Source organism: Actinacidiphila rubida (assembly GCF_900110255.1).
Classification (GTDB): domain Bacteria; phylum Actinomycetota; class Actinomycetes; order Streptomycetales; family Streptomycetaceae; genus Actinacidiphila; species Actinacidiphila rubida.
Genome location: NZ_FODD01000018.1, coordinates 84,764 through 107,226, shown reverse-complemented (window position 1 = coordinate 107,226; position 22,463 = coordinate 84,764). Strand labels below are relative to the sequence as shown.

Here is a 22,463-nt window from a genome sequence, read left to right as displayed (position 1 = left end):
AGAAGGGACCGCCACGGTGACTCCCCCGAACTCCCCGGCCGCACCGGCGAGCGACATCGCAGCCGTCCTCGACCGCGCCGCCGCGGGCGGCAGGATCACGCCGGAGGAGGCGCTCGACCTGTACCGCAGCGCCCCGCTGCACGCGCTCGGCGCCGCCGCCGACGCGGTGCGGCGCCGCCGCTACGCGGGCACCGAGCACATCGCGACGTACATCATCGAGCGGAACATCAACTACACGAACGTCTGCGTGACGGCGTGCAAGTTCTGCGCGTTCTACGCGGCGCCCAAGGACACGGCGAAGGGCTGGAGCCGCGGGCTGGACGACATCCTGCGGCGCTGCGCGGAGACCGTGGAGCTCGGTGGCACCCAGATCATGTTCCAGGGCGGCCACCACCCCGACTACGGGGTGGAGTACTACGAGGAGCACTTCTCCGCGATCAAGCGGGAGTTCCCGCAGCTGGTGATCCACTCGCTCGGCGCGTCCGAGGTGGAGCACATGGCGCGGATCTCCGGGGTCGGCGCGGAGGAGGCGATCCGCCGGATCCACGCGGCCGGCCTCGACTCGTTCGCCGGCGCGGGCGCCGAGCTGCTGCCCGAGCGGCCGCGCAAGGCCATCGCTCCGCTGAAGGAGTCCGGCGAGCGCTGGCTGGAGATCATGGAGACCGCGCACGGCCTCGGCGTCGAGTCCACCTCCACCATGCTGATGGGCACCGGCGAGACCAACGCCGAGCGGATCGAGCACCTGCGGATGATCCGCGACGTGCAGGACCGCACGGGCGGGTTCCGGGCGTTCATCCCGTACACGTACCAGCCGGAGAACAACCACCTGAAGGGCCAGACGCAGGCCACGCTCTTCGAGTACCTGCGGATGATCGCCATCGCGCGGCTCTTCCTCGACAACGTCGCCCACATCCAGGGGTCCTGGCTCACCACCGGCAAGGAGGTCGGCCAGCTCTCGCTGCACTACGGGGCGGACGACCTGGGTTCGGTCATGCTGGAGGAGAACGTGGTCTCCTCCGCCGGTGCGAAGCACCGCTCCAACCGCATGGAGCTGATCCACCTCATCCGGTCGGCCGGGCGCGTCCCCGCGCAGCGGGCCACCACCTACGAGCACCTCGTCGTCCACGACGACCCGGCGAACGACCCGGTCGACGACCACGTGGTCTCGCACCTGTCCTCGACCGCGATCGAGGGCGGCACCGCGCACCCCGAGCTGAAGCTGCTCGTCAGTGAGAGCTGAGGCCGCGGCCGCGGGGTTCCCCCGGTGCTGAGCCTGCACACGGCGGACGTCGTCGAGCCCGGCGGCGGCCGGCCGGCCGTGCCCGGCGGGGCGGTCCTGGTGGACGGCTCCACGATCGCCGCGGTCGGAGTGCTCGCCGAACTGGCCGCGGCGAGTCCCGCCGCGCGGGTGCGGAAGTGGGGCGGCGTCCTGGGGCCGGGACGTGAGGCCCGCGGCCTCGACGTCCCGCCGGGGCCGGCGGGCGGGGGTGCTCGCGAGCGGGGCGAGGCGGCGCGCCGCGCCGCGCACGAGCTGCTGAGGCGCGGCGTCACGGCGGTCGCCGGACCGCTTGAGGATCCCGTGGTGCGGGGCGCTGTCGCGCGGAGCGGGCTCGTGCTCGGGGGGGCCGTGCCGTTGGCTGCCGGGGGGCGGGCGGACTTCTGCGTCTTCGCGCCCGACGGGACGTGTGTCGCCACGGTCGTGGCGGGCCGCGTCCTGCACCGCCGGGTGTAGCCAACGGGGTGCCCCCGGGGCTTGCCGGCCGTGTGCCGCGCCGTCGTGGCTTGTCGCGCAGTTCCCCGCGCCCCTTTCGGGGTCCGCCCAGCCCCTTGGGGTGCGTTGCCGTGTCCCGGCCGGTGGTTGGTTGCTCGCGCAGTTCCTCGCGCCCCTGGTGTGCGTGCCCTTTGTCCGTGGGGTCGGGGGCGCTCCGGAAGCGTCTCCTCGGAAATGTGCATACGGGTTCGTACGTATCGGCACCCGGGGGCCGCGCACATTTCGCTGCGGGGAGCACTTCCTCCCCACCCCCTCCCGCTTACCCACCGTGCGGCGGGGGACATGGGACACGGCCAACGTCCTTCCGCAGACGGGGGCGGGCCGGAAGGGGACGATCCGGGTGTGTCCCCGCAGAACTGTGCATCCGCCCGGGTAAGGGCACGGAAGTACGGTGCACGCACAGTTCGAGGAGACACTCCCGGAGTGGCCCCTGACCCCACCCACGAACCTGCACCGCCAGGGGCGCGGGGAACTGCGCGACCAGCCGAAACGGACCGTGCGACGGGCGCGGCGGACCGGGGGCAGCCCGGATGCCGCAGGGGGCGCGGGGTCCCCCAGCCTTCGGCCGGGAGGTGCCCCCAACGCGAGCAACCCACCACCGGCCGGTGGACGGCCGACAAGCCCCGGGGGCACCCCGTTGGCGGGGGGTGGGGGCCCGTAGGGTGGGGGGGTGAGCCGAGCCGATTTGGAGAAGCAGCCGCAGGCCGTCGCCGCGATGTTCGACGACGTCGCGGCGAAGTACGACCTGACCAACGACGTGCTGTCGCTGGGCCAGACACGGATGTGGCGACGCGCCGTCGCCCACGCGCTGGACGTGCGGCCGGGGGAGCGCGTGCTGGATCTGGGCGCGGGCACCGGCACCTCGTCGCTGCCGTTCGCCGAGGCCGGCGCCGAGGTCGTCCCGTGCGACTTCTCGCTCGGCATGCTGCGGGAGGGCAAGAAGCGTCACCCCGAGCTGCCGCTCACCGCGGGTGACGCCACCCGACTCCCGTTCGCGGACGGGGTGTTCGACGCGGCCACGATCTCCTTCGCGCTCCGCAACGTGCACGACACGGGCGCCGCGCTGCGCGAGATGCTGCGGGTGGTCAGGCCCGGCGGGCGGCTGGTGATCTGCGAGTTCAGCCATCCCACGTACCGTCCGCTGCGGACCGTCTACACCGAGTACCTGATGCGCGCGCTGCCGCCCGTCGCGAAGTCGGTGAGCAGCAACCCCGACGCGTACGTGTACCTCGCCGAGTCGATCCGTGCCTGGCCCGACCAGAAGGGGCTCGCCGGGCGGCTGAAGGACGCCGGCTGGGCGCAGGTCGCCTGGCGGAACCTGACCGGCGGGATCGTGGCGCTGCACCGGGGGCGGAAGCCGGAGGCGTAGCCACCGGCGCGAACGGCCCGCGGGAACCGGGGGGACGGTTCCCCGCTGGTCGGCGGAGCCGCCCATGTCGCCCTGCCCGCGAAGGACATCCGCGTCCGCGCGGGCCGCGGCGGGGAGTTGACGCGTCCCGGGGGTCCGTCCGTGCCGCCGTCGCGGCTCGACGGCGCCCGGAGCCACGCCGGCCCCTGCCGGCGGCGCCCGGATCGCGGCGCCCAGGAGAGCCGCCGACACGTGGCGGGCGGTCGCCTCATACACTCGACGGCATCGTGCAGCAGGACCACCAGCAACGCCCCCTCGCCGAAACGGGAGAGCCCACGTGACCGAGACCGCCGCCCTGTCCGAGCGCAGCGCCGACGTGATCGTCGTCGGAGCCGGGCCCGCCGGATCGACGACCGCCTACTACCTGGCGAAGGCGGGTCTCGACGTCCTGCTGCTGGAGAAGACCGCGTTCCCCCGCGAGAAGGTCTGCGGCGACGGGCTGACCCCGCGTGCCACCAAGCAGCTGGTCGCGATGGGCCTCGACATCTCCGAGGAGGCGGGCTGGCTGCGCAACAAGGGCCTGCGGATCATCAGCGGCGGCATGCGGCTGCAGATGGACTGGCCGGAGCTGGCCGCGTACCCGAACTACGGACTGGTGCGCAGGCGTGAGGACTTCGACGAGCTGCTGTCGCAGCAGGCCGTGAAGGCCGGCGCGCGGCTGTACGAGCGGTGCAACGTCGGCGCGCCGATCATCGACGAGCGCACCGGCCGGATCACGGGCGTCCAGGCGAAGCTCGGCGAGGAGAAGACCCCGGCGGCGTTCTACGCGCCGCTGGTGGTGGCCGCCGACGGCAACTCCACCCGGCTGTCGCTGGCGATGGGGCTGCACCGGCGCGAGGACCGCCCGATGGGCGTGGCCGTCCGCACCTACTTCACCTCGCCGCGGCACGAGGACGACTACCTGGAGTCGTGGCTGGAGCTGTGGGACCGCCGCGGCGCCCAGCCCCGCCAACTGCCCGGCTACGGCTGGATCTTCGGCCTCGGCGACGGCACCTCCAACGTGGGCCTCGGCATCCTCAACTCCTCCGCCGCCTTCCGCGAGCTGGACTGGCGCGAGGTGCTCAAGGCGTGGGTCGCCTCCATGCCGGAGGACTGGGGCTACACCCCGGAGAACATGACGCAGCCGATCCGCGGCGCCGCGCTGCCGATGGCGTTCAACCGCCAGCCGCACTACACGCGCGGCCTGCTGCTCGTCGGCGACGCCGGCGGTCTCGTCAACCCGTTCAACGGCGAGGGCATCGCCTATGCGATGGAATCCGGCCAGATCGCGGCCGACGTCATCGCGCAGGCGCACGCCCGCTCCGGCGCCGGGCAGCGCGAACTGGCTCTCCAGCGCTACCCGCGCATCCTGAAGGACACCTACGGCGGCTACTACACGCTGGGTCGCGCGTTCGTGAAGCTCATCGGCAACCCGAAGGTGCTGCAGATGTGCTCGCAGCGCGGCCTGACCCACCCGATGCTGATGAAGTTCGCCCTCAAGCTGCTGGCCAACCTCACGGACCCGACCGGCGGCGACGCGATGGACCGCGTCATCAACGGCCTCACCAGGATCACCCCGCGCGCCTAGGGCCCGTCGTCCGACCGCCACGGCCGCCGCGCGTCCCGTCCAGGACGCGCGGCGGCCGTGCGTGGGGGGCCGGCGGGGGTCAGCCGGCCGGGGCAGGGTGCGCGGGCGCACCCTGGCGGGTCACAGGACCCGGACCGCCCAGTCGGGCATGTAGTCGGCCATCTGGTGAATGCCCACCGGGGTCGACGGGTTGGCCGCGTCCAGGTACTGGCCGTTCCCGATGTAGACGCCCACGTGGTACGCGCTGCCCTGGCCGCCCCAGAAGATGAGGTCGCCGGGCTGCAGGGCGGAGATCGACACGGAGGTGCCGGCCGTCGACTGCTCCTGCGAGGTCCGCGGCAGCGTCACACCGACGGTGCCGAAGGCGGCCTGGGTGAGGCCGGAGCAGTCGTAGGAGCCCGGTCCCGTGGCGCCGTACACGTACGGCTTGCCGATCTGGGACTTCAGGAAGGCGATCAGCTGGTCGACCTTGCTGGACGACGCCGGTGCGACGGCCGTCGAGGACGAGCTCGACAGGGTGGTCACGCGCAGCGGCGTACGGGTGGCGGAGCGCGACGCGGCCTGCGCGGCCCGCTCCTTGGCGGCCTTCTCCGCGGCGGCCCTGTCGGCCTTGGCCTTCGCGGCGACGGCGGCCTTCTGCTGGGCGGCCGCGGCCTTCTTCGCGGTGGCGGCGGCCTCCTGCTTGGCGGCGGCGAGCGAGACGTCGATGGCGTCCTGCTCCAGCGCGGCCGCGGCCTGGCGGGCGGTGGCGACGGTGGACAGCGTGTCCGTCGCGGTGACCGCCTGCGGTGCGTGGGCGCCCGTGGGCGCGGCGTGGTGCGTGTTGTCGGCCATGGCCGGAGCGGCCGCGCCGCTGAGAGCGAGCGCGCTGACGACACCGCCGACGAGCCCGGCCCTGCGCGCCCACTTGGCGTCACGGGGCGCCGCGTGCCGTCGGCGGCCTGTATGCGTATGCGAAACGGATATCTCAGATATCTCGGACAGCGTCGTCCTGGGTGTGTTCGGGGACATGTGTCACTGGCTATCAGGAACGAATAGTTCCGTTCAACAAAGGTGGGATGCGCCACAGTTGACGTGCTCACGGCTCAATTGCCCGTTTCGCGCGGCGCCGGCTCAGGTGCTTTGGTCCGTTTTCGGGCGACCGGCTACATATGCGCTCGTGCACGCGTTCACGCGCCCGATTCCCCCGTGATTCCGGGGTTCGGCCGTCCCGCCGCCCGGCGCGGCCCGCGCTATCACGGGGTTCGGTCCATCGCGAATTTGCCTCGATCGATGATCACTTGATAATGCGCGGAGTAGGCTGACCAGCAGGAACGACCGTGATTGTGACGCGAAGTGATCGTTTGGGCCGCATCGGGCACATGGTCACCGCTCATCCGACTTCATGATCGTTCGCCAGGTGGTGGAGATCACAAAGGTGGTCCTGACCCCCGTGTCGCAGATCACAGACCGGGAGGCATAGGATGCAGGCGACTTGGGCTTGTGAACTGCCTCACATGGACGCGATCTTCGTGTTTTCGTGACACGTCGCAGACCCGAAGTCACGGTCCGTGCATATCAGTCACTGTCGACTGGAAGGAGCGGGGGACGGTGAACGCCTACGCGCCCATCCTCGTGCTGGGAGGCCTCGCGGCCGGATTCGCGATCTTCTCCGTGGTGACGGCTTCGATCGTCGGGCCCAAGCGGTACAACCGGGCCAAGTTGGAAGCGTACGAGTGCGGGATCGAGCCGACCCCGACGCCTGCGGGCGGCGGCCGGTTCCCGATCAAGTACTACCTGACGGCGATGCTCTTCATCGTCTTCGACATCGAAATCGTCTTCCTCTATCCCTGGGCCGTCACCTTCGACCGGCTGGGGATCTTCGGGCTCGTCGAGATGCTCCTGTTCGTCCTCACGGTCTTCGTCGCCTACGCGTACGTGTGGCGGCGCGGCGGCCTGGAGTGGGACTAGCGGACGAGCGCTCGAGCTGACGAGGGGATCAGAGGACCGAGGAGACGAGGAGCCAACCCATGGGTATCGAAGAGAAACTGCCGAGCGGATTCCTGCTCACGACGGTCGAGACCGCGGCAGGGTGGGTGCGAAAGGCGTCGGTCTTCCCCGCGACCTTCGGCCTCGCCTGCTGCGCCATCGAGATGATGACCACCGGCGCGGGCCGGTACGACATGGCCCGGTTCGGCATGGAGGTCTTCCGCGGATCGCCGCGCCAGGCCGACCTGATGATCGTGGCCGGCCGGGTGAGCCAGAAGATGGCGCCGGTGCTGCGGCAGGTCTACGACCAGATGCCGAACCCCAAGTGGGTCATCTCGATGGGCGTCTGCGCCTCCAGCGGCGGGATGTTCAACAACTACGCGATCGTGCAGGGCGTCGACCACGTCGTGCCGGTCGACATCTACCTGCCCGGCTGCCCGCCGCGGCCCGAGATGCTGCTGGACGCGATTCTCAAGCTCCACGAGAAGATCCAGCACGCTCCCCTCGGCGTGAACCGCGAGGCCGCCGCCCGCGAGGCGGAGGAAGCGGCCCGCAAGGCGCTCCCGACGATCGAGATGAAGGGGCTCCTGCGATGAGCGACCCATCCGCGACCCCCAACGGCACCCCGAACGGCAACCATGTGCCGACGCAGCGCGACGACACCGGTGAGGTGATCGGCGTCCGCCGCGGCATGTTCGGCGCCAACAACGGCGGCGACACCTCGGGGTACGGCGGCCTGGTCCGCACCGTGCGGCTGCCCGGCGCGACCTCCCGGCCCTACGGCGGCGTCTTCGACGAGATCGCCGACGAGCTGGAGGGCGCGCTGGAGGAGCAGGGCGTGGTGCCCGGCGAGGCGATCGAGAAGGTCGTCGTCGACCGCGGCGAACTGACCTTCCACGTCGCCCGCGAGCACCTGCTGCAGGTCGCGCGGACGCTGCGCGACGACGCCGCGCTCCGCTTCGAGCTGTGCACCGGCGTGACCGGCGTGCACTACCCGGGCGAGCAGGGCCGCGAGCTGCACGCCGTCTACCACCTGCGGTCGATCACCCACGGGCGGCTGATCAGGGTGGAGGCGAGCGCGCCGGACGCCGACCCGCACCTGCCGTCGCTGGTCTCCGTGTACCCGACCAACGACTGGCACGAGCGCGAGACGTACGACTTCTTCGGCATCGTCTTCGACGGCCACCCGGCACTGACCCGGATCATGATGCCGGACGACTGGCCCGGCCACCCGCAGCGCAAGGACTACCCGCTCGGCGGCATTCCCGTCGAGTACAAGGGCGCCCAGATTCCGGCTCCCGACCAGCGGAGGTCGTACAGCTGATGTCCACCCACAGCACACCCGGCACCCCCCACGCCCCCGCTCAGGCGCAGGAGCGGGAGACCACCGAGGGCCGGGTCTTCACCGTCACCGGCGGCGACTGGGACGAGCTCGCCGAGTCCGTCGCCAAGGCGGACGACGAGCGGATCATCGTCAACATGGGTCCGCAGCACCCGTCCACCCACGGGGTGCTGCGCCTGATCCTGGAGATCGACGGCGAGACGGTCACCGAGGCGCGGGCCGGCATCGGCTACCTCCACACCGGCATCGAGAAGAACATGGAGTTCCGGACGTGGACCCAGGGGTCCACGTTCGTGACGCGCATGGACTACCTCACGCCGCTGTTCAACGAGACGGCGTACTGCCTGGCCGTGGAGAAGCTGCTCGGCGTCACCGACTCCGTCCCGGACCGGGCGAGCGTCATCCGCGTGCTGCTGATGGAGCTGAACCGGATCTCCTCGCACCTGGTGTGCATCGCCACCGGCGGCATGGAGCTGGGCGCCACCACGATCATGATCTACGGCTTCCGCGACCGCGAGATGATCCTCGACATCTTCGAGCTCATCACCGGCCTGCGGATGAACCACGCGTACGTCCGCCCCGGCGGCCTCGCCCAGGACCTGCCGCCCGGCGCGGTCGACCAGGTCCGGGAGTTCGTCAAGAAGTTCCGGAAGAACCTGCCGGAGTACGACAAGCTCGCCACCGGCAACCCCGTCTTCAAGGCCCGCATGCAGGACGTCGGGTTCCTGGACCTGGCCGGCTGCATGTCGCTCGGCGCGACCGGCCCGATCCTGCGGGCCGCCGGACTGCCGCACGACCTGCGCAAGTCGGACCCGTACTGCGGCTACGAGACCTACGACTTCGAGGTGCCGACCGCCGACACCTGCGACTCGTACGGCCGCTTCCTGGTCCGGCTGCACGAGATGCACCAGAGCCTGCGGATCGTCGAGCAGTGCCTGGACCGGCTGGAGCCCGGCCCGGTCATGGTCGAGGACAAGAAGATCGCCTGGCCCGCGCAACTCGCGCTCGGCCCGGACGGCATGGGCAACTCGCTCGACCACATCAAGAAGATCATGGGCACCTCCATGGAGGCCCTGATCCACCACTTCAAGCTCGTCACCGAGGGCTTCCGGGTCCCGCCCGGCCAGGCCTACACCGCGGTGGAGTCCGCGAAGGGCGAGCTGGGGGTGCACGTCGTCAGCGACGGCAGCACCCGCCCCTACCGGGTCCACTTCCGCGACCCCTCCTTCAGCAACCTGCAGTCCATGGCCGCGATGTGCGAGGGCGGCCAGGTGGCCGACGTCATCGTCGCGGTGGCGTCCATCGACCCCGTGATGGGAGGTGTCGACCGATGAGCGGCGAAGTCACCCTGGGAATCCCGGAGATGCCCGCGCCGGACTACCCGGCCGACGTCCGGGCCCGGTTGGAGAGCGACGCCCGCGAGGTGATCGCCCGCTACCCCGGATCGCGCAGCGCCCTGCTGCCGCTGCTGCACCTGGTGCAGTCCGAGGAGGGCTACGTCACCCGCACCGGCATCCGCTTCTGCGCCGAGATGCTCGACCTCACCACGGCCGAGGTCACCGCGGTCGCCACCTTCTACACCATGTACCGCCGCAAGCCGAGCGGCGACTACCAGGTCGGGGTGTGCACCAACACGCTGTGCGCGGTGATGGGCGGCGACGCCATCTTCGACGAGCTCAAGCAGCACCTGGGCGTGGGCAACGACGAGACCACCGCCGACGGCAAGGTCACGCTGGAGCACATCGAGTGCAACGCGGCCTGCGACTTCGCGCCGGTGGTGATGGTCAACTGGGAGTTCTTCGACAACCAGACCCCGGAGTCCGCGAAGGCGCTGGTCGACGACCTGATCGCGGGCCGCGAGGTGCGCCCCACCCGTGGCGCCCCGCTGTGCGGCTACAAGCAGACCGCCCGCATCCTGGCCGGCTTCCCCGACGAGCGCGAGGGCGCGGTCGAGGCGAGCGGCGGCGCCGGCCCGGCGTCGCTGGCCGGACTGAAGCTGCACCGCGGCGAGGCCGCGTCGGCCCGTGTGGTGCCGCAGCGTGCCGAGAGCGACGTCACCGAGGAGGACGGCGAGTGATGACCGTGGAACCGGCCGAGAAGCTGCTCGCGCCCGTCCTCTCCGCGTTCTGGGACGACCCGCGTTCATGGACGCTGGACACCTACCGCAGGCACGAGGGCTACCAGGCGCTCACCAAGGCGCTGGCCATGGCGCCCGACGACGTCATCGCCTACGTCAAGGACTCCGGGCTGCGCGGCCGCGGCGGCGCCGGCTTCCCGACCGGCATGAAGTGGCAGTTCATCCCGCAGGGCGACGGCAAGCCGCACTACCTGGTGGTCAACGCCGACGAGTCCGAGCCGGGGACCTGCAAGGACATCCCGCTGCTGTTCGCCAACCCGCACAGCCTGATCGAGGGCATCGTCATCGCGTGCTGGGCCATCCGCTCGCACCATGCCTTCATCTACCTCCGCGGTGAGACCGTCCCCGTCCTGCGCCGGCTGCACGAGGCGGTCCGCGAGGCGTACGAGGCCGGCTACCTCGGCACGAACATCAAGGGCAGCGGCTTCGACCTGGAGCTCACCGTGCACGCCGGGGCCGGCGCGTACATCTGCGGTGAGGAGACCGCGCTGCTGGACTCCCTGGAGGGCCGGCGCGGCCAGCCGAGGCTCCGGCCGCCCTTCCCCGCCGTGGAGGGGCTCTACGCCTGCCCCACCGTGGTGAACAACGTCGAGTCCATCGCGTCGGTTCCCGCGATCATCAACCGGGGCAAGGAGTGGTTCCGGTCGATGGGCAGCGAGAAGTCCCCGGGCTTCACGCTGTACTCGCTGTCCGGCCACGTCGCCAGGCCCGGCCAGTACGAGGGCCCGCTCGGCATCACCCTGCGCCAGCTGCTGGAGATGGGCGGCGGCATGCGCCCCGGCCACCGCCTGAAGTTCTGGACGCCGGGCGGCTCGTCCACCCCGATGTTCACCGAAGAGCACCTCGACGTGCCGCTGGACTACGAGGGCGTGGGCGCCGCCGGCTCGATGCTCGGCACCAAGGCCCTGCAGTGCTTCGACGAGACGACCTGCGTGGTGCGCGCGGTCACCCGGTGGACCGAGTTCTACGCCCACGAGTCGTGCGGCAAGTGCACGCCCTGCCGCGAGGGCACCTACTGGCTCGTCCAGCTGCTGCGCGACATCGAGGCCGGCAAGGGCCGCCCCGAGGATCTCGACAAGCTCAACGACATCGCCGACAACATCAACGGCAAGTCCTTCTGCGCACTGGGCGACGGCGCCGCCGCCCCGATCTTCTCCTCCCTGAAGTACTTCCGCGCGGAGTACGAGGAGCACATCGACGGCAGGGGCTGCCCGTTCGACCCGGCCCGCTCCACCGCCTGGGCCGACAAGTCCCGTACGGAGGTCAACGCGTGACCGTCACTACCAACGCACCCGCCGGGGGCGGGCAGGCGGTGCCGCCCGACGACCTGATCTCCGTCACCGTCGACGGCATCGCGGTCACCGTCCCCAAGGGCACCCTGGTCATCAGGGCCGCCGAGCTGCTGGGGATCGAGGTCCCTCGGTTCTGCGACCACCCGCTGCTCGACCCGGTCGGGGCCTGCCGCCAGTGCATCGTGGAGATCGAGGGGCAGCGCAAGCCCGTCGCCTCGTGCACCATCACCTGCACCGACGGCATGGTGATCAGCACCCAGCTCACCTCGCCGGTGGCCGAGAAGGCGCAGCGCGGCGTGATGGAGCTGCTGCTGATCAACCACCCGCTGGACTGCCCGGTGTGCGACAAGGGCGGCGAGTGCCCGCTGCAGAACCAGGCGATGCAGGTCGGCGACCCCGACACCCGCTTCGAGGGCCGCAAGCGCACCTACCAGAAGCCGGTGCCGATCTCGGCCCAGGTGCTGCTGGACCGCGAGCGCTGCGTGCTGTGCGCGCGCTGCACCCGGTTCAGCAACCAGATCGCCGGCGACCCGATGATCGAGCTGCTGGAGCGCGGCGCCCTGCAGCAGGTCGGCATCGGCGAGGGCGACCCCTTCGAGTCGTACTTCTCCGGCAACACCATCCAGATCTGCCCGGTCGGCGCGCTCACCTCGGCCGCCTACCGGTTCCGCTCCCGCCCGTTCGACCTGGTGTCCTCGCCGTCGGTGTGCGAGCACTGCTCGGCCGGCTGCGCCACCCGCACCGACCACCGCCGCGGCAAGGTCATGAGGCGGATGGCCGCCGACGACCCCGAGGTCAACGAGGAATGGCTGTGCGACAAGGGCCGGTTCGGGTTCCGCTACGCGCAGCGCCCGGACCGCGTCGCCCAGCCCCTGGTGCGCGACGGCAGCGGTGAACTGGTGCCCGCCAGCTGGCCGGAGGCGCTCGCCGCGGCCGCGGCGGGACTGGCCGCCGCGCGCGGCCGGGCGGCCGTGCTGACCGGCGGCCGGGTCACCGTCGAGGACGCCTACGCCTACGCCAAGTTCGCCCGCGTGGTGCTCGGCACCAACGACGTGGACTTCCGGGCCCGGGCGCACTCCGCGGAGGAGGCCGACTTCCTCGCCGCGGTGGTCGCCGGGCGCGGCCTGGACCTGCCGGAGGGCGGCGGCCTCACCCACCGGGCGCTGGAGCAGGCCCCCGCGGTGCTGCTCGCCGGGCTGGAGGCCGAGGAGGAGGCGCCCAACGTGTTCCTGCGGCTGCGCAAGGCGCACCGCAAGAACAAGCAGCGGACGTACGCGCTGGCCAGCCACGCCACCCGCGGCCTGGACAAGGCGGGCGGCATCCTGCTGCCCGCGGCGCCCGGCACCGAGCCGGACTGGCTGGACGCGCTGGCCGGCGGTGTCGGCCTGGACGAGGTGGGCCGCGCGGCCGCCGAGGCGCTGCGCGCCCAGGGCGCGGTCATCCTCGTCGGGGAGCGGCTCGCCGCGGTGCCCGGCGGGCTGACCGCCGCGCTGCGGCTGTCCACCGCCACCGGCGCCGCCCTGGCGTGGATTCCGCGCCGGGCCGGCGAGCGCGGCGCGGTCGAGGCCGGCGCCCTGCCCGGGCTGCTGCCCGGCGGCCGCCCGGTCACCGACCCGCGGGCCCGTGACGAGGTCGCCCGGATCTGGGGGCTGCCGGCGACGGCACCGCTGCCGGGCCGCTACGGCCGCGACACCGCGCAGATCGTCGAGGCCGCCGCGGGCGGCGAGCTGGCCGCTCTGGTGGTCGGCGGCGTCGAGGTCGCGGACCTGCCGGACCCGGCGCGCGCCCGCGCGGCGCTGGACAACGTCGGGTTCCTGGTCAGCCTGGAGCTGCGGCCCAGCGAGGTCACCGAGCGCGCCGACGTGGTGCTGCCGGTCGCCGCGGTCGCCGAGAAGGCCGGCACGTTCCTCAACTGGGAGGGCCGGGCGCGGATGTTCGAGGCCGCGATCAAGCCCGACCAGGCCACGAACCGGCACCAGCTGCCCGACCACCGCGTGCTGACGATGCTCGCCGACGCGATGGACGTGGCGCTGGGCCTGCCCGGCGTCGCCCAGGTCCGGGCCGAACTCGACCGCGTCGGGGCCTGGTCCGGCCCGCGCTGCGACGCGCCGCAGGAGACCTCGGCGTCGCTGCCGCGTCCCGAGCCGGGCCAGGCGGTGCTCGCCGGCCACCGGATGCTGCTCGACCAGGGCCGGCTGCAGGACGGCGACGACGCGCTCGCCGCCACCCGGCACGCGGCCGTCGCCCGGCTGTCGGCCGCCACGGCCGCCGAGGCCGGCGTGCGGAACGGCGAACTCCTCGCCGTCACCGGGCCGGCCGGCACCACGACCCTGCCGCTGGCGGTCACGCCGATGCCCGACCGGGTGGTGTGGCTGCCGCTGAACTCCACCGGCGGCGGGGTCGCTTCGGACACCGGAGCCCGTCCCGGGCAGGTCGTCGGCATCGGCGCGGCCGCCGGCGAAGGCGAGAGCGCGGAGGTTTCCCGATGACCGCCCTGTTCACCGGCGGCGGCCAACTCGCCGCCACCACCGAGAACCTGACGTTCTTCGGCCACGACGTGTGGTGGCTGGTCGTCATCAAGGCGGTGTTCTGCTTCGCCTTCGCGGTGGTCTCCGTGCTGTTCTCCATCGTGTGGGAACGCAAGGTGGTGGCCTGGATGCAGCTGCGCATCGGCCCCAACCGGCACGGCCCCTGGGGCATGTTGCAGTCGCTGGCCGACGGCGTGAAGCTGATGTTCAAGGAAGACGTCGTCGTCAAGCGCGCCGACAAGTTCGTCTTCATCATCGCGCCGATCGTCGCCACCATCCCGGCGGCCATGGCGTTCGCGGTGATCCCGTTCGGCCCGGCCGACAACGAGATCTCGATCTTCGGGCACCGCACCGCGATGCAGCTGACCGACCTGCCGATCGGGATGCTCTACATCCTGGCCACGGCGTCGGTCGGCATCTACGGCATCGTGCTGGCCGGCTGGTCGTCCGGCTCGACCTACCCGCTGCTCGGCGGCCTGCGCGCGTCGGCCCAGATGATCTCCTACGAGATCGCCATGGGCCTGTCCTTCGCGGCGGTCTTCCTCTACTCCGGCTCGATGTCGACCTCGACGATCGTCGCGGCGCAGCACGACCGCTGGTACGTGATCCTGCTGCCGGTGTCGTTCCTGGTGTACATCGCCACGATGGTGGGTGAGACCAACCGGGCGCCGTTCGACATGCCGGAGTCGGAGGGCGACCTGGTCGGCGGCTTCAACACCGAGTACAGCTCGATCAAGTTCGCGCTGTTCATGCTGGCCGAGTACATGAACATGGTCACGGTCTCGGCCGTCGCCACGATCATGTTCCTCGGCGGCTGGCGCGCACCGTGGCCGGTCTCCACCTTCTGGGAGGGCGCCAACCACGGCTGGTGGCCGCTGCTCTGGTTCGTCGTCAAGAACCAGCTGCTGATGTTCGGCTTCATCTGGCTGCGCGCCGCGATGCCCCGGGTCCGCTACGACCAGCTGATGAAGCTCGGCTGGAAGGTGCTCATCCCGGTCTCCATGGTGTGGCTGATGCTCGTGGCCGCGGTGCGCGCGATGCGCAACGAGAACTACGACTTCGGCAGGATCGTGCTCTACATCGGCGGCGGGGTGCTGGCACTGCTGCTGCTCTCGCTGCTCGTGGACCTGTTCCGGGACCGCGAGGAGAAGAGCGCGGAGAAGGGCGGCCCGCTGGCGCCGCCCGAGCGGTTCGACCCGATGGCCGGCGGCTACCCGGTGCCGCCCCTGCCGGGACAGCAGGCGGAACGGGTGCCGCGGCGCCCCAGCCGTGCACAGCCCCAACTGGTGGGCGCGAACGGACCATCCGATCCGGATGCCGCGGAGACGGAGAAGACGGAGGACGGCGATGCCTGAGTTCCTCGGCCCGGTCGCAGGCTTCGGCGTGACCTTCAAGGCCATGTTCAAGAAGCGCTTGACCGAGCAGTACCCCGAGTACAAGAAGCCCACCGCGCCGCGGTTCCACGGGCGCCATCAGCTCAACCGCCACCCGGACGGGCTGGAGAAGTGCGTCGGCTGCGAGCTGTGCGCGTGGGCCTGCCCGGCCGACGCCATCTACGTGGAGGGCGCCGACAACACCGACGAGGAGCGCTACTCCCCGGGTGAGCGGTACGGCCGCGTCTACCAGATCAACTACGCCCGCTGCATCCTGTGCGGCCTGTGCATCGAGGCGTGCCCGACGCGGGCGCTGACGATGACCAACGAGTACGAACTCGCCGACTCCTCCCGCGAATCGCTGATCTTCACGAAGGAGCAGCTGCTCGCGGGCCTGGAGGAGGGCATGGTCGAGTCGCCGCACTCGATCTTCCCGGGCATGGACGAGGGCGACTACTACCGGGGCGCGGTCACCGAGGCCGCGCCGGGCACGGTCCGTCAGGTCGCGGTCTCCAAGGGCGAGAAGCCCGAGGAGAGCGTGGACGGCGGCGAGGCCGGCGAGAAGAAGGTGCCGAGCGTCGACGGCACCGGCACGCCGGCGGGAACGGGGGCCGAGGCATGATGTCCGCCCTGTCCGCCCTCTCGCCCGCGACGGTGTCGCTGGCGGCGGAGACCACGCGCACCTCCACCGGTGAGGCCGTGCAGTTCTGGGTGCTGGGCACCGTCGCCGTGCTCGGCGCGCTGGCCACCGTCCTGATGAAGAAGTCGGTGCACAGCGCGCTGTCGCTGGCCGCCACCATGATCGTGCTCGCCGTCTTCTATCTGGCGCAGGGCGCCTACTTCCTGGGCATCGTGCAGATCGTCGTCTACACCGGCGCGATCATGATGCTGTTCCTGTTCGTCGTGATGCTCGTCGGCATCACCGCCGCGGACTCCCTGAAGGAGACCCTCAAGGGGCAGCGGTGGATGGCGGCGGGGTGCGGGATCGGCTTCGGCATCCTGCTGATCGCCGGCATCGGCAACGCCTCGCTGGACACGTTCGCCGGCTCCGGCCAGGCCAACTCCGGCGGCAACGTGCAGGGCCTGGCCCGGCTGGTGTTCACCACCTACGTGTGGGCCTTCGAGATCACCGGCGCGCTGCTGATCACGGCCGCCGTCGGCGCGATGGTGCTCACCCACCGCGAGCGCACCGAGGAGCGGCGCACCCAGCGCGAGCTGTCGCAGGCCCGCGTCAGGGACGGCGTGCAGGTCACCCCGCTGCCGGCGCCGGGCACCTACGCCCGGCACAACGCGGTGGACATCCCGGCGCTGCTGCCCGACGGCTCGTCGTCCGAGCTGTCGGTCAACTCCACGCTGCGGGCCCGCGGTCAGGTCCGTGACGTGGCCGCCGACGCGATGCGCCGGCTCGCCGCGCTGGACCAGAGCGCCGGGGAGTGGCTCGGCCGCAAGGGCCTGCGGGACAAGGGCCTGGAATCGTCGGAGTCGTCGGCGGCCGACCGGGCCGAGGAGGGTGCCAAGTGAACCCGGCCAACTACCTGTATCTCGCGGCGCTGTTGTTCACCATCGGCGCCGCAGGTGTGCTGATCCGCCGCAACGCGATCGTGGTCTTCATGTGCGTGGAGCTGATGCTGAACGCCTGCAACCTGGCGTTCGTCACCTTCTCCCGGATGCACGGCAACCTCGACGGGCAGGTGATCGCCTTCTTCACGATGGTCGTCGCCGCCGCCGAGGTGGTGGTCGGCCTCGCGATCATCGTGTCGATCTTCCGTTCGCGCCACTCGGCCTCGGTCGACGACGCCAATCTCATGAAGCTGTAGAGGGGCTGCGACCGTGGAAACCCTGATCGGACTGCTCGTCGCTGCGCCGCTGCTGGGCGCGGGCGTGCTGCTGACCGGCGGCCGGCGGCTGAACCGCTACGGCCACCTGCTCGGCACGCTGCTCGCGCTGGTGTCCTTCGTCCTGGGCCTCGTGCTCTTCGCGAACATGCTCGGCAAGAGCGCGGACGACCGCACCCTGACCTCGCACCTGTTCACCTGGGTGCCCGTGGAGAGCTTCCAGGCCCAGGTCGGCTTCCAGCTCGACCAGTTGTCGATGACCTTCGTGCTGCTGATCACTGGTGTGGGCTCGCTGATCCACATCTACTCGATCGGCTACATGGAGCACGACGAGAACCGGCGGAAGTTCTTCGGCTTCCTCAACCTGTTCCTGGCGGCGATGCTGCTGCTGGTGCTGGCCGACAACTACTTCCTGCTGTACGCCGGCTGGGAGGGCGTGGGCCTGGCCTCGTACCTGCTGATCGGCTTCTGGCAGCACAAGCCCAGCGCGGCCACCGCCGCCAAGAAGGCGTTCCTGGTCAACCGGGTCGGCGACATCGGCCTGTCGGTGGCGATCATGCTGATGTTCACCACCTTCGGCTCGTTCGCGTTCGCCGACGTACTGCCCGCGGCCAAGGGCGCCGACGCCACCCAGCACGCGACCCTGACCGGCATCGGCTTCATGCTGCTGCTCGCCGCGTGCGGCAAGTCGGCGCAGGTGCCGCTGCAGTCCTGGCTCGGCGACGCGATGGAGGGCCCGACCCCGGTGTCGGCCCTCATCCACGCCGCGACCATGGTGACCGCCGGCGTGTACCTGATCACCCGGTCCGGCGCGATCTTCAACGTCGCGCCCGACGCGCAGACGGCGGTGGTGACCGTCGGCACGGTCACGCTGCTGTTCGGTGCGATCGTCGGTTGCGCGAAGGACGACATCAAGAAGGCGCTGGCCGGTTCGACGATGTCGCAGATCGGCTACATGATCATGGCGGCCGGGCTCGGCCCGATCGGCTACGTCTTCGCGATCATGCACCTGGTCACGCACGGCTTCTTCAAGGCCGGGCTGTTCCTGGGCGCCGGGTCGGTCATGCACGGCATGAACGACGAGGTGGACATGCGCCGTTACGGCGGCCTGCGGAAGTACATGCCGATCACCTTCGTCACCTTCGGCCTCGGCTACCTGGCGATCATCGGATTCCCGGGCCTGTCCGGCTACTTCTCCAAGGACAAGATCATCGAGGCGGCCTTCGCCAAGGGCGGCACCGAGGGCTGGATCCTCGGCGGCTGCGCGATGCTGGGCGCCGCGATCACCGCGTTCTACATGACGCGCGTGATGCTGATGACCTTCTTCGGCGAGAAGCGCTGGGAGCGGGACGCGGAGGGCCACGAGCCGCACCCGCACGAGTCCCCGGCGTCGATGACGATCCCGATGATCGTGCTGGCCTTCGGGTCGGTCTTCGCCGGCGCGCTGTTCTCCCTCAACTCCCGGTTCGTGCACTGGCTGGAGCCGGTCACCGGCCACTCCGAGGGCGACTCGCCGCTGAGCACCGGCGCGGTCACCGCGGGCACGCTGGTCGTGCTGCTGCTGGGCGTGGCACTGGCCTGGCTGATGTACGGCCGCCGGCCGGTGCCCGCGGTCGCCCCGCGCGGCAGCCTGCTGACCCGGGCCGCCCGACGCGACCTGCTGCAGGACGACTTCAACCACGTCGTCCTGGTCCGCGGCGGCGAGCACCTGACACGCTCGCTGGTCTACCTCGACCACTCGCTGGTGGACGGCGTCGTCAACGGCACCGCGGCCTCGGTCGGCGGCCTGTCCGGCCGGCTGCGGAAGCTGCAGAACGGCTACGTCAGGTCGTACGCCGTGTCGATGCTCGGCGGTACCGCGGTGGTCGTCGCCGCGACCCTTCTGATGAGGGCGGTCTGAAACAGCCATGGCAGACTCTTCATTCCCCATCCTGACGGTCACCGCGGTGCTCCCGGCGGTCGGCGCGGTGGCCACCGCGGCGGTGCCCGCGGCCCGCAAGGCGGCGGCCAAGTACACGGCCCTGCTGTTCTCGCTCGGCACCCTGGTGCTGGCGCTCGTCACGCTGGTGCGGTTCGACCCGAACGGCGCGCGCTACCAGTTCACCGAGAACCACGTCTGGGTGAAGAACTTCGGCCTGCACTACGACCTGGGGGTCGACGGCATCGGTGCCGTCATGGTGGCGCTGACCGCGCTGCTGATCCCGTTCGTGATGCTGGCCGGCTGGCACGACGCCGACCCCCTGGAGGACCGCACCGGCCCCAACCGGCGCTGGCGCCCCACCCAGGGCTTCTTCGCGCTGATCCTCATGGTCGAGGCGATGGTGGTGCTCTCCTTCGAGGCCACCGACGTGTTCCTCTTCTACATCTTCTTCGAGGCCATGCTCATCCCGATGTACTTCCTCATCGGCGGCTTCGGGGACCGGGCGCACGCCGCCGGTGAGGACGAGGCGGCCCGCCAGCGCTCGTACGCGGCCGTGAAGTTCCTGCTGTACAACCTGGCCGGCGGCCTGATCATGCTCGCCGCGGTGATCGGCCTGTACGCGGCGACCGCCAAGCAGCTGGGCACCGGGACCTTCGCGCTGCAGGACATCCTCAACGCGCGGGCGTCCGGCAAGTTCGACCTGGCCACGTCCACCGAGCGGTGGCTGTTCCTCGGCTTCTTCTTCGCCTTCGCGGTGAAGGCGCCGCTGTGGCCGCTGCACACCTGGCTGCCCAACGCGATGGGCGAGTCGACGGCGCCGGTGGCCGTGCTGATCACCGCGGTCGTCGACAAGGTCGGCACCTTCGCGATGCTCCGCTTCTGCCTCCAGCTGTTCCCGGACGCGTCGAAGTGGGCGACGCCGGTGATCCTGGTGCTCGCGGTGATCAGCATCATCTACGGCGCCCTGCTCGCGGTCGGCCAGCGCGACATCAAGCGGCTGATCGCCTACGCCTCGGTGTCGCACTTCGGCTTCATCATCCTCGGCATCTTCGCGATGACCAGCCAGGGCCAGTCCGGCGCGACGCTGTACATGGTCAACCACGGCATCTCCACGGCCGCGTTGATGCTGGTCGCCGGCTTCCTCATCTCCCGGCGCGGGTCGCGGCTCATCGCGGACTTCGGCGGGGTGCAGAAGGTGGCGCCGCTGCTGGCCGGCACGTTCCTGGTCGGCGGTCTGGCGACGCTGTCGCTGCCCGGACTCGCGCCCTTCGTCAGCGAGTTCCTGGTCCTGGTCGGCACCTTCAGCCGCTACCCGGCGCTGGGCATCGTCGCCACGCTGGGCATCGTGCTGGCCGCCCTGTACGTGCTGGTGCTCTACCAGCGCACGATGACCGGCCCGGTCAAGGCCGGCGTCGAGGGCATGTCCGACCTCAAGGCACGTGAACTCGTGGTCGTCGCACCGCTGATCGCGCTGCTGCTCTTCCTCGGCGTCTACCCCAAGCCGGTGGCGGACATCGTCAACCCGTCGGTCCAGCACACGCTCTCCGACGTGAACAAGACCGACCCCAAGCCCGCGCTGGAGGCGAAGAAGTGAGCGCATCCGCTAGGGCGGCGTCCGTCCACAGCCTGTGGACGGCGGCGCCCGCCGCCGACAAGATCCCGGCACCGCACATCGAGTACGCCCAGCTGTCACCGGTGCTGATCGTCTTCGGCGTCGCCGCGGTGGGCGTGCTGGTCGAGGCGTTCGTGCCGCGCAGGTCCCGCTACACCGCACAGGTGGGGCTGGCGGTCGTCGGCCTGGCGGCCGCGTTCGCCGCGCTGATCGCGCTGGCCGAGAAGGGCTACGGCACCACCAAGGCGCACATCGCGGCGATGGGCGCGGTGGCCGTCGACGGTCCGGCGCTCTTCCTGCAGGGCACGATCCTGCTGGTCGCGCTCGTCGCGGTGTTCACCTTCGCCGAGCGGCGGCTGGACCCCATGGCACACGGCCGGCACGTCGACTCCTTCGCGGCGCAGGGCTCCGCGGTACCCGGCGGTGACCAGGAACGGGCCGCGGTGCGGGCCGGGTTCACCACCACCGAGGTGTTCCCGCTGCTGATGTTCGCGGTCGGCGGCATGCTGATCTTCCCGGCGGCCAACGACCTGCTGACGCTGTTCGTGGCCCTGGAGGTCTTCTCCCTCCCGCTGTACATCCTGTGCGCGCTGGCCCGCCGCAACCGCCTGATGTCGCAGGAGGCCGCGGTCAAGTACTTCCTGCTGGGCGCCTTCTCCTCGGCCTTCCTGCTCTTCGGCATCGCGCTGCTCTACGGCTACGCGGGCACCGTCAGCTACTCCGGCATCGCGTCGGTGATCGACGGCACCGCGAAGACGACGCCCGCGCTGGCGTCCTCCACGCAGAACGACGCGCTGCTGCTGATCGGCCTGGCGATGGTGACGGTCGGCCTGCTCTTCAAGGTCGGCGCGGTGCCGTTCCACATGTGGACGCCCGACGTGTACCAGGGCGCCCCGACCCCGGTGACCGGCTTCATGGCCGCCGCCACCAAGGTCGCCGCGTTCGGCGCGCTGCTGCGCCTGCTGTACGTGGTGCTGCCCGGCATGCGCTGGGACTGGCGCCCGGTCATGTGGGGCGTCGCGATCGTCACCATGGTCATCGGCGCGGTCATCGCGGTCACCCAGACCGACGTCAAGCGGCTGCTGGCCTACTCCTCGATCGCGCACGCGGGCTTCATCCTCGCGGGCGTCATCGCGACCGACCGCAACGGCGTCTCCTCGGTGCTGTTCTACCTGGCGGCGTACTCCTTCGTGACGCTCGGCGCGTTCGCGGTGGTCACGCTGGTCCGCGACGCGGGCGGCGAGGCCACGCACCTGTCGCGGTGGGCGGGCCTCGGCCGCCGCTCCCCGCTGGTGGCCGCGGTCTTCGCGGTGTTCCTGCTGGCCTTCGCGGGCATCCCGCTGACGTCCGGCTTCGCCGGGAAGTTCGCGGTTTTCCAGGCGGCGGCGCAGGGCGGCGCGATGCCGCTGGTCATCGTCGGTGTGATCTCGTCGGCGATCGCCGCGTTCTTCTACATCCGGGTGATCGTGCTGATGTTCTTCAGCGAGCCCAAGGCGGACGGCCCCTCGGTGGCCGTGCCCAGCCCGCTGACGTCCACCGCCATCGCCGTCGGCGTGGCCGTCACCCTGGTCCTGGGTCTGGCTCCGCAGTACTTCCTGGACCTGGCCGACAAGGCGGGCGTCTTCGTCCGCTGACCGCTCCCGCCCTTCCCGGCACGCGCTGCCCGGGTCCGCTCCCCTCGGGGGAGGGGACCCGGGCAGTCGCCTTCG

Annotated in this window: 19 protein-coding genes; 18 read left to right on the top strand and 1 reads right to left on the bottom strand. The window is 71.0% G+C overall.

Translation table 11 applies throughout. The features are described from left to right. Positions 1 to 16: 16 nt before the first annotated feature. The 4 genes from mqnC to BMW99_RS19130 all read left to right on the top strand — a co-directional run bounded on the left by mqnC (position 17) and on the right by BMW99_RS19130 (position 4,746). On the top strand, positions 17 to 1,240 hold the full coding sequence (gene mqnC, locus BMW99_RS19145; protein WP_075017209.1) for a cyclic dehypoxanthinyl futalosine synthase: 1,224 nt from the start codon (positions 17 to 19) through the stop codon (positions 1,238 to 1,240). 24 nt (positions 1,241 to 1,264) lie between these two features. After that, positions 1,265 to 1,732, top strand: coding sequence for an imidazolonepropionase-like domain-containing protein (locus BMW99_RS19140; RefSeq protein ID WP_075017208.1), 468 nt, complete (start codon positions 1,265 to 1,267; stop codon positions 1,730 to 1,732). Between the two features lie 709 nt (positions 1,733 to 2,441). Next, positions 2,442 to 3,140 (top strand): demethylmenaquinone methyltransferase, encoded by a 699-nt coding sequence (locus tag BMW99_RS19135; protein ID WP_075017207.1) that lies wholly within the window; start codon positions 2,442 to 2,444, stop codon positions 3,138 to 3,140. Between the two features lie 316 nt (positions 3,141 to 3,456). Beyond that, entirely contained in the window at positions 3,457 to 4,746 is a 1,290-nt protein-coding gene (locus tag BMW99_RS19130; protein WP_069461675.1) for a geranylgeranyl reductase family protein, read from the top strand. Between the two features lie 120 nt (positions 4,747 to 4,866). Here the strand turns inward: BMW99_RS19130 and BMW99_RS19125 are convergent, their stop codons facing one another. Next, a complete protein-coding gene (locus BMW99_RS19125) occupies positions 4,867 to 5,580 on the bottom strand; it encodes a C40 family peptidase (protein ID WP_069461676.1) in 714 nt (237 codons plus the stop codon). Between the two features lie 756 nt (positions 5,581 to 6,336). Between BMW99_RS19125 and BMW99_RS19120 the strand changes: the two genes are divergently transcribed. The 14 genes from BMW99_RS19120 to nuoN are packed head-to-tail and all read left to right on the top strand — an operon-like array spanning position 6,337 to position 22,388. Next, on the top strand, positions 6,337 to 6,696 hold the full coding sequence (locus tag BMW99_RS19120) for an NADH-quinone oxidoreductase subunit A (protein WP_069461677.1): 360 nt from the start codon (positions 6,337 to 6,339) through the stop codon (positions 6,694 to 6,696). 59 nt (positions 6,697 to 6,755) lie between these two features. Next, entirely contained in the window at positions 6,756 to 7,310 is a 555-nt protein-coding gene (locus tag BMW99_RS19115; RefSeq protein WP_069461678.1) for a NuoB/complex I 20 kDa subunit family protein, read from the top strand. After that, complete coding sequence (locus tag BMW99_RS19110) at positions 7,307 to 8,038, top strand: NADH-quinone oxidoreductase subunit C (protein ID WP_069461679.1); 732 nt, start codon at positions 7,307 to 7,309, stop codon at positions 8,036 to 8,038. The genes BMW99_RS19115 and BMW99_RS19110 overlap by 4 nt, the downstream gene beginning before the upstream one ends. After that, positions 8,038 to 9,390 carry an NADH-quinone oxidoreductase subunit D gene (locus BMW99_RS19105; protein WP_069461680.1) on the top strand — a complete coding sequence of 451 codons (1,353 nt, stop codon included), beginning with the start codon at positions 8,038 to 8,040 and terminating at the stop codon, positions 9,388 to 9,390. The genes BMW99_RS19110 and BMW99_RS19105 overlap by 1 nt, the downstream gene beginning before the upstream one ends. Beyond that, positions 9,387 to 10,133: an NADH-quinone oxidoreductase subunit NuoE gene (gene nuoE, locus BMW99_RS19100; RefSeq protein WP_069461681.1), complete on the top strand. Its 747-nt coding sequence runs from the start codon at positions 9,387 to 9,389 to the stop codon at positions 10,131 to 10,133. Before BMW99_RS19105 ends, nuoE begins: the two co-directional genes overlap by 4 nt. Then, a complete protein-coding gene (gene nuoF, locus BMW99_RS19095; RefSeq protein ID WP_069461682.1) occupies positions 10,133 to 11,467 on the top strand; it encodes an NADH-quinone oxidoreductase subunit NuoF in 1,335 nt (444 codons plus the stop codon). Before nuoE ends, nuoF begins: the two co-directional genes overlap by 1 nt. Continuing rightward, a complete protein-coding gene (locus BMW99_RS19090) occupies positions 11,464 to 13,974 on the top strand; it encodes an NADH-quinone oxidoreductase subunit G (RefSeq protein ID WP_069461683.1) in 2,511 nt (836 codons plus the stop codon). The genes nuoF and BMW99_RS19090 overlap by 4 nt, the downstream gene beginning before the upstream one ends. After that, complete coding sequence (gene nuoH, locus BMW99_RS19085) at positions 13,971 to 15,368, top strand: NADH-quinone oxidoreductase subunit NuoH (protein ID WP_069461684.1); 1,398 nt, start codon at positions 13,971 to 13,973, stop codon at positions 15,366 to 15,368. The genes BMW99_RS19090 and nuoH overlap by 4 nt, the downstream gene beginning before the upstream one ends. Next, positions 15,361 to 16,008 carry an NADH-quinone oxidoreductase subunit NuoI gene (gene nuoI / locus BMW99_RS19080; protein WP_069461685.1) on the top strand — a complete coding sequence of 216 codons (648 nt, stop codon included), beginning with the start codon at positions 15,361 to 15,363 and terminating at the stop codon, positions 16,006 to 16,008. Before nuoH ends, nuoI begins: the two co-directional genes overlap by 8 nt. Beyond that, positions 16,008 to 16,907 (top strand): NADH-quinone oxidoreductase subunit J, encoded by a 900-nt coding sequence (locus BMW99_RS19075; protein WP_069461690.1) that lies wholly within the window; start codon positions 16,008 to 16,010, stop codon positions 16,905 to 16,907. Before nuoI ends, BMW99_RS19075 begins: the two co-directional genes overlap by 1 nt. After that, a complete protein-coding gene (gene nuoK / locus BMW99_RS19070; protein WP_069461686.1) occupies positions 16,904 to 17,203 on the top strand; it encodes an NADH-quinone oxidoreductase subunit NuoK in 300 nt (99 codons plus the stop codon). The genes BMW99_RS19075 and nuoK overlap by 4 nt, the downstream gene beginning before the upstream one ends. Before the next feature lie 13 nt (positions 17,204 to 17,216). Continuing rightward, positions 17,217 to 19,121, top strand: coding sequence for an NADH-quinone oxidoreductase subunit L (gene nuoL, locus BMW99_RS19065; protein WP_069461687.1), 1,905 nt, complete (start codon positions 17,217 to 17,219; stop codon positions 19,119 to 19,121). Between the two features lie 7 nt (positions 19,122 to 19,128). Then, positions 19,129 to 20,736: an NADH-quinone oxidoreductase subunit M gene (locus BMW99_RS19060; protein ID WP_069461688.1), complete on the top strand. Its 1,608-nt coding sequence runs from the start codon at positions 19,129 to 19,131 to the stop codon at positions 20,734 to 20,736. Continuing rightward, positions 20,733 to 22,388: an NADH-quinone oxidoreductase subunit NuoN gene (gene nuoN, locus BMW99_RS19055; protein ID WP_069461689.1), complete on the top strand. Its 1,656-nt coding sequence runs from the start codon at positions 20,733 to 20,735 to the stop codon at positions 22,386 to 22,388. Before BMW99_RS19060 ends, nuoN begins: the two co-directional genes overlap by 4 nt. Positions 22,389 to 22,463 lie beyond the last annotated feature (75 nt).

What these genes read in the sequence shown, in the direction of transcription:
- nuoF (WP_069461682.1), top strand. Translation starts at nt 10,133, where the DNA reads ATGACCGTGGAACCGGCCGAGAAGCTGCTCGCGCCCGTCCTCTCCGCG.
- BMW99_RS19115 (WP_069461678.1), top strand. Translation starts at nt 6,756, where the DNA reads ATGGGTATCGAAGAGAAACTGCCGAGCGGATTCCTGCTCACGACGGTC.
- nuoH (WP_069461684.1), top strand. Translation starts at nt 13,971, where the DNA reads ATGACCGCCCTGTTCACCGGCGGCGGCCAACTCGCCGCCACCACCGAG.
- nuoE (WP_069461681.1), top strand. Translation starts at nt 9,387, where the DNA reads ATGAGCGGCGAAGTCACCCTGGGAATCCCGGAGATGCCCGCGCCGGAC.
- BMW99_RS19060 (WP_069461688.1), top strand. Translation starts at nt 19,129, where the DNA reads ATGGCAGACTCTTCATTCCCCATCCTGACGGTCACCGCGGTGCTCCCG.
- nuoI (WP_069461685.1), top strand. Translation starts at nt 15,361, where the DNA reads ATGCCTGAGTTCCTCGGCCCGGTCGCAGGCTTCGGCGTGACCTTCAAG.
- BMW99_RS19105 (WP_069461680.1), top strand. Translation starts at nt 8,038, where the DNA reads ATGTCCACCCACAGCACACCCGGCACCCCCCACGCCCCCGCTCAGGCG.
- BMW99_RS19125 (WP_069461676.1), bottom strand. Translation starts at nt 5,580, where the DNA reads ATGGCCGACAACACGCACCACGCCGCGCCCACGGGCGCCCACGCACCG.
- BMW99_RS19110 (WP_069461679.1), top strand. Translation starts at nt 7,307, where the DNA reads ATGAGCGACCCATCCGCGACCCCCAACGGCACCCCGAACGGCAACCAT.
- BMW99_RS19075 (WP_069461690.1), top strand. Translation starts at nt 16,008, where the DNA reads ATGTCCGCCCTGTCCGCCCTCTCGCCCGCGACGGTGTCGCTGGCGGCG.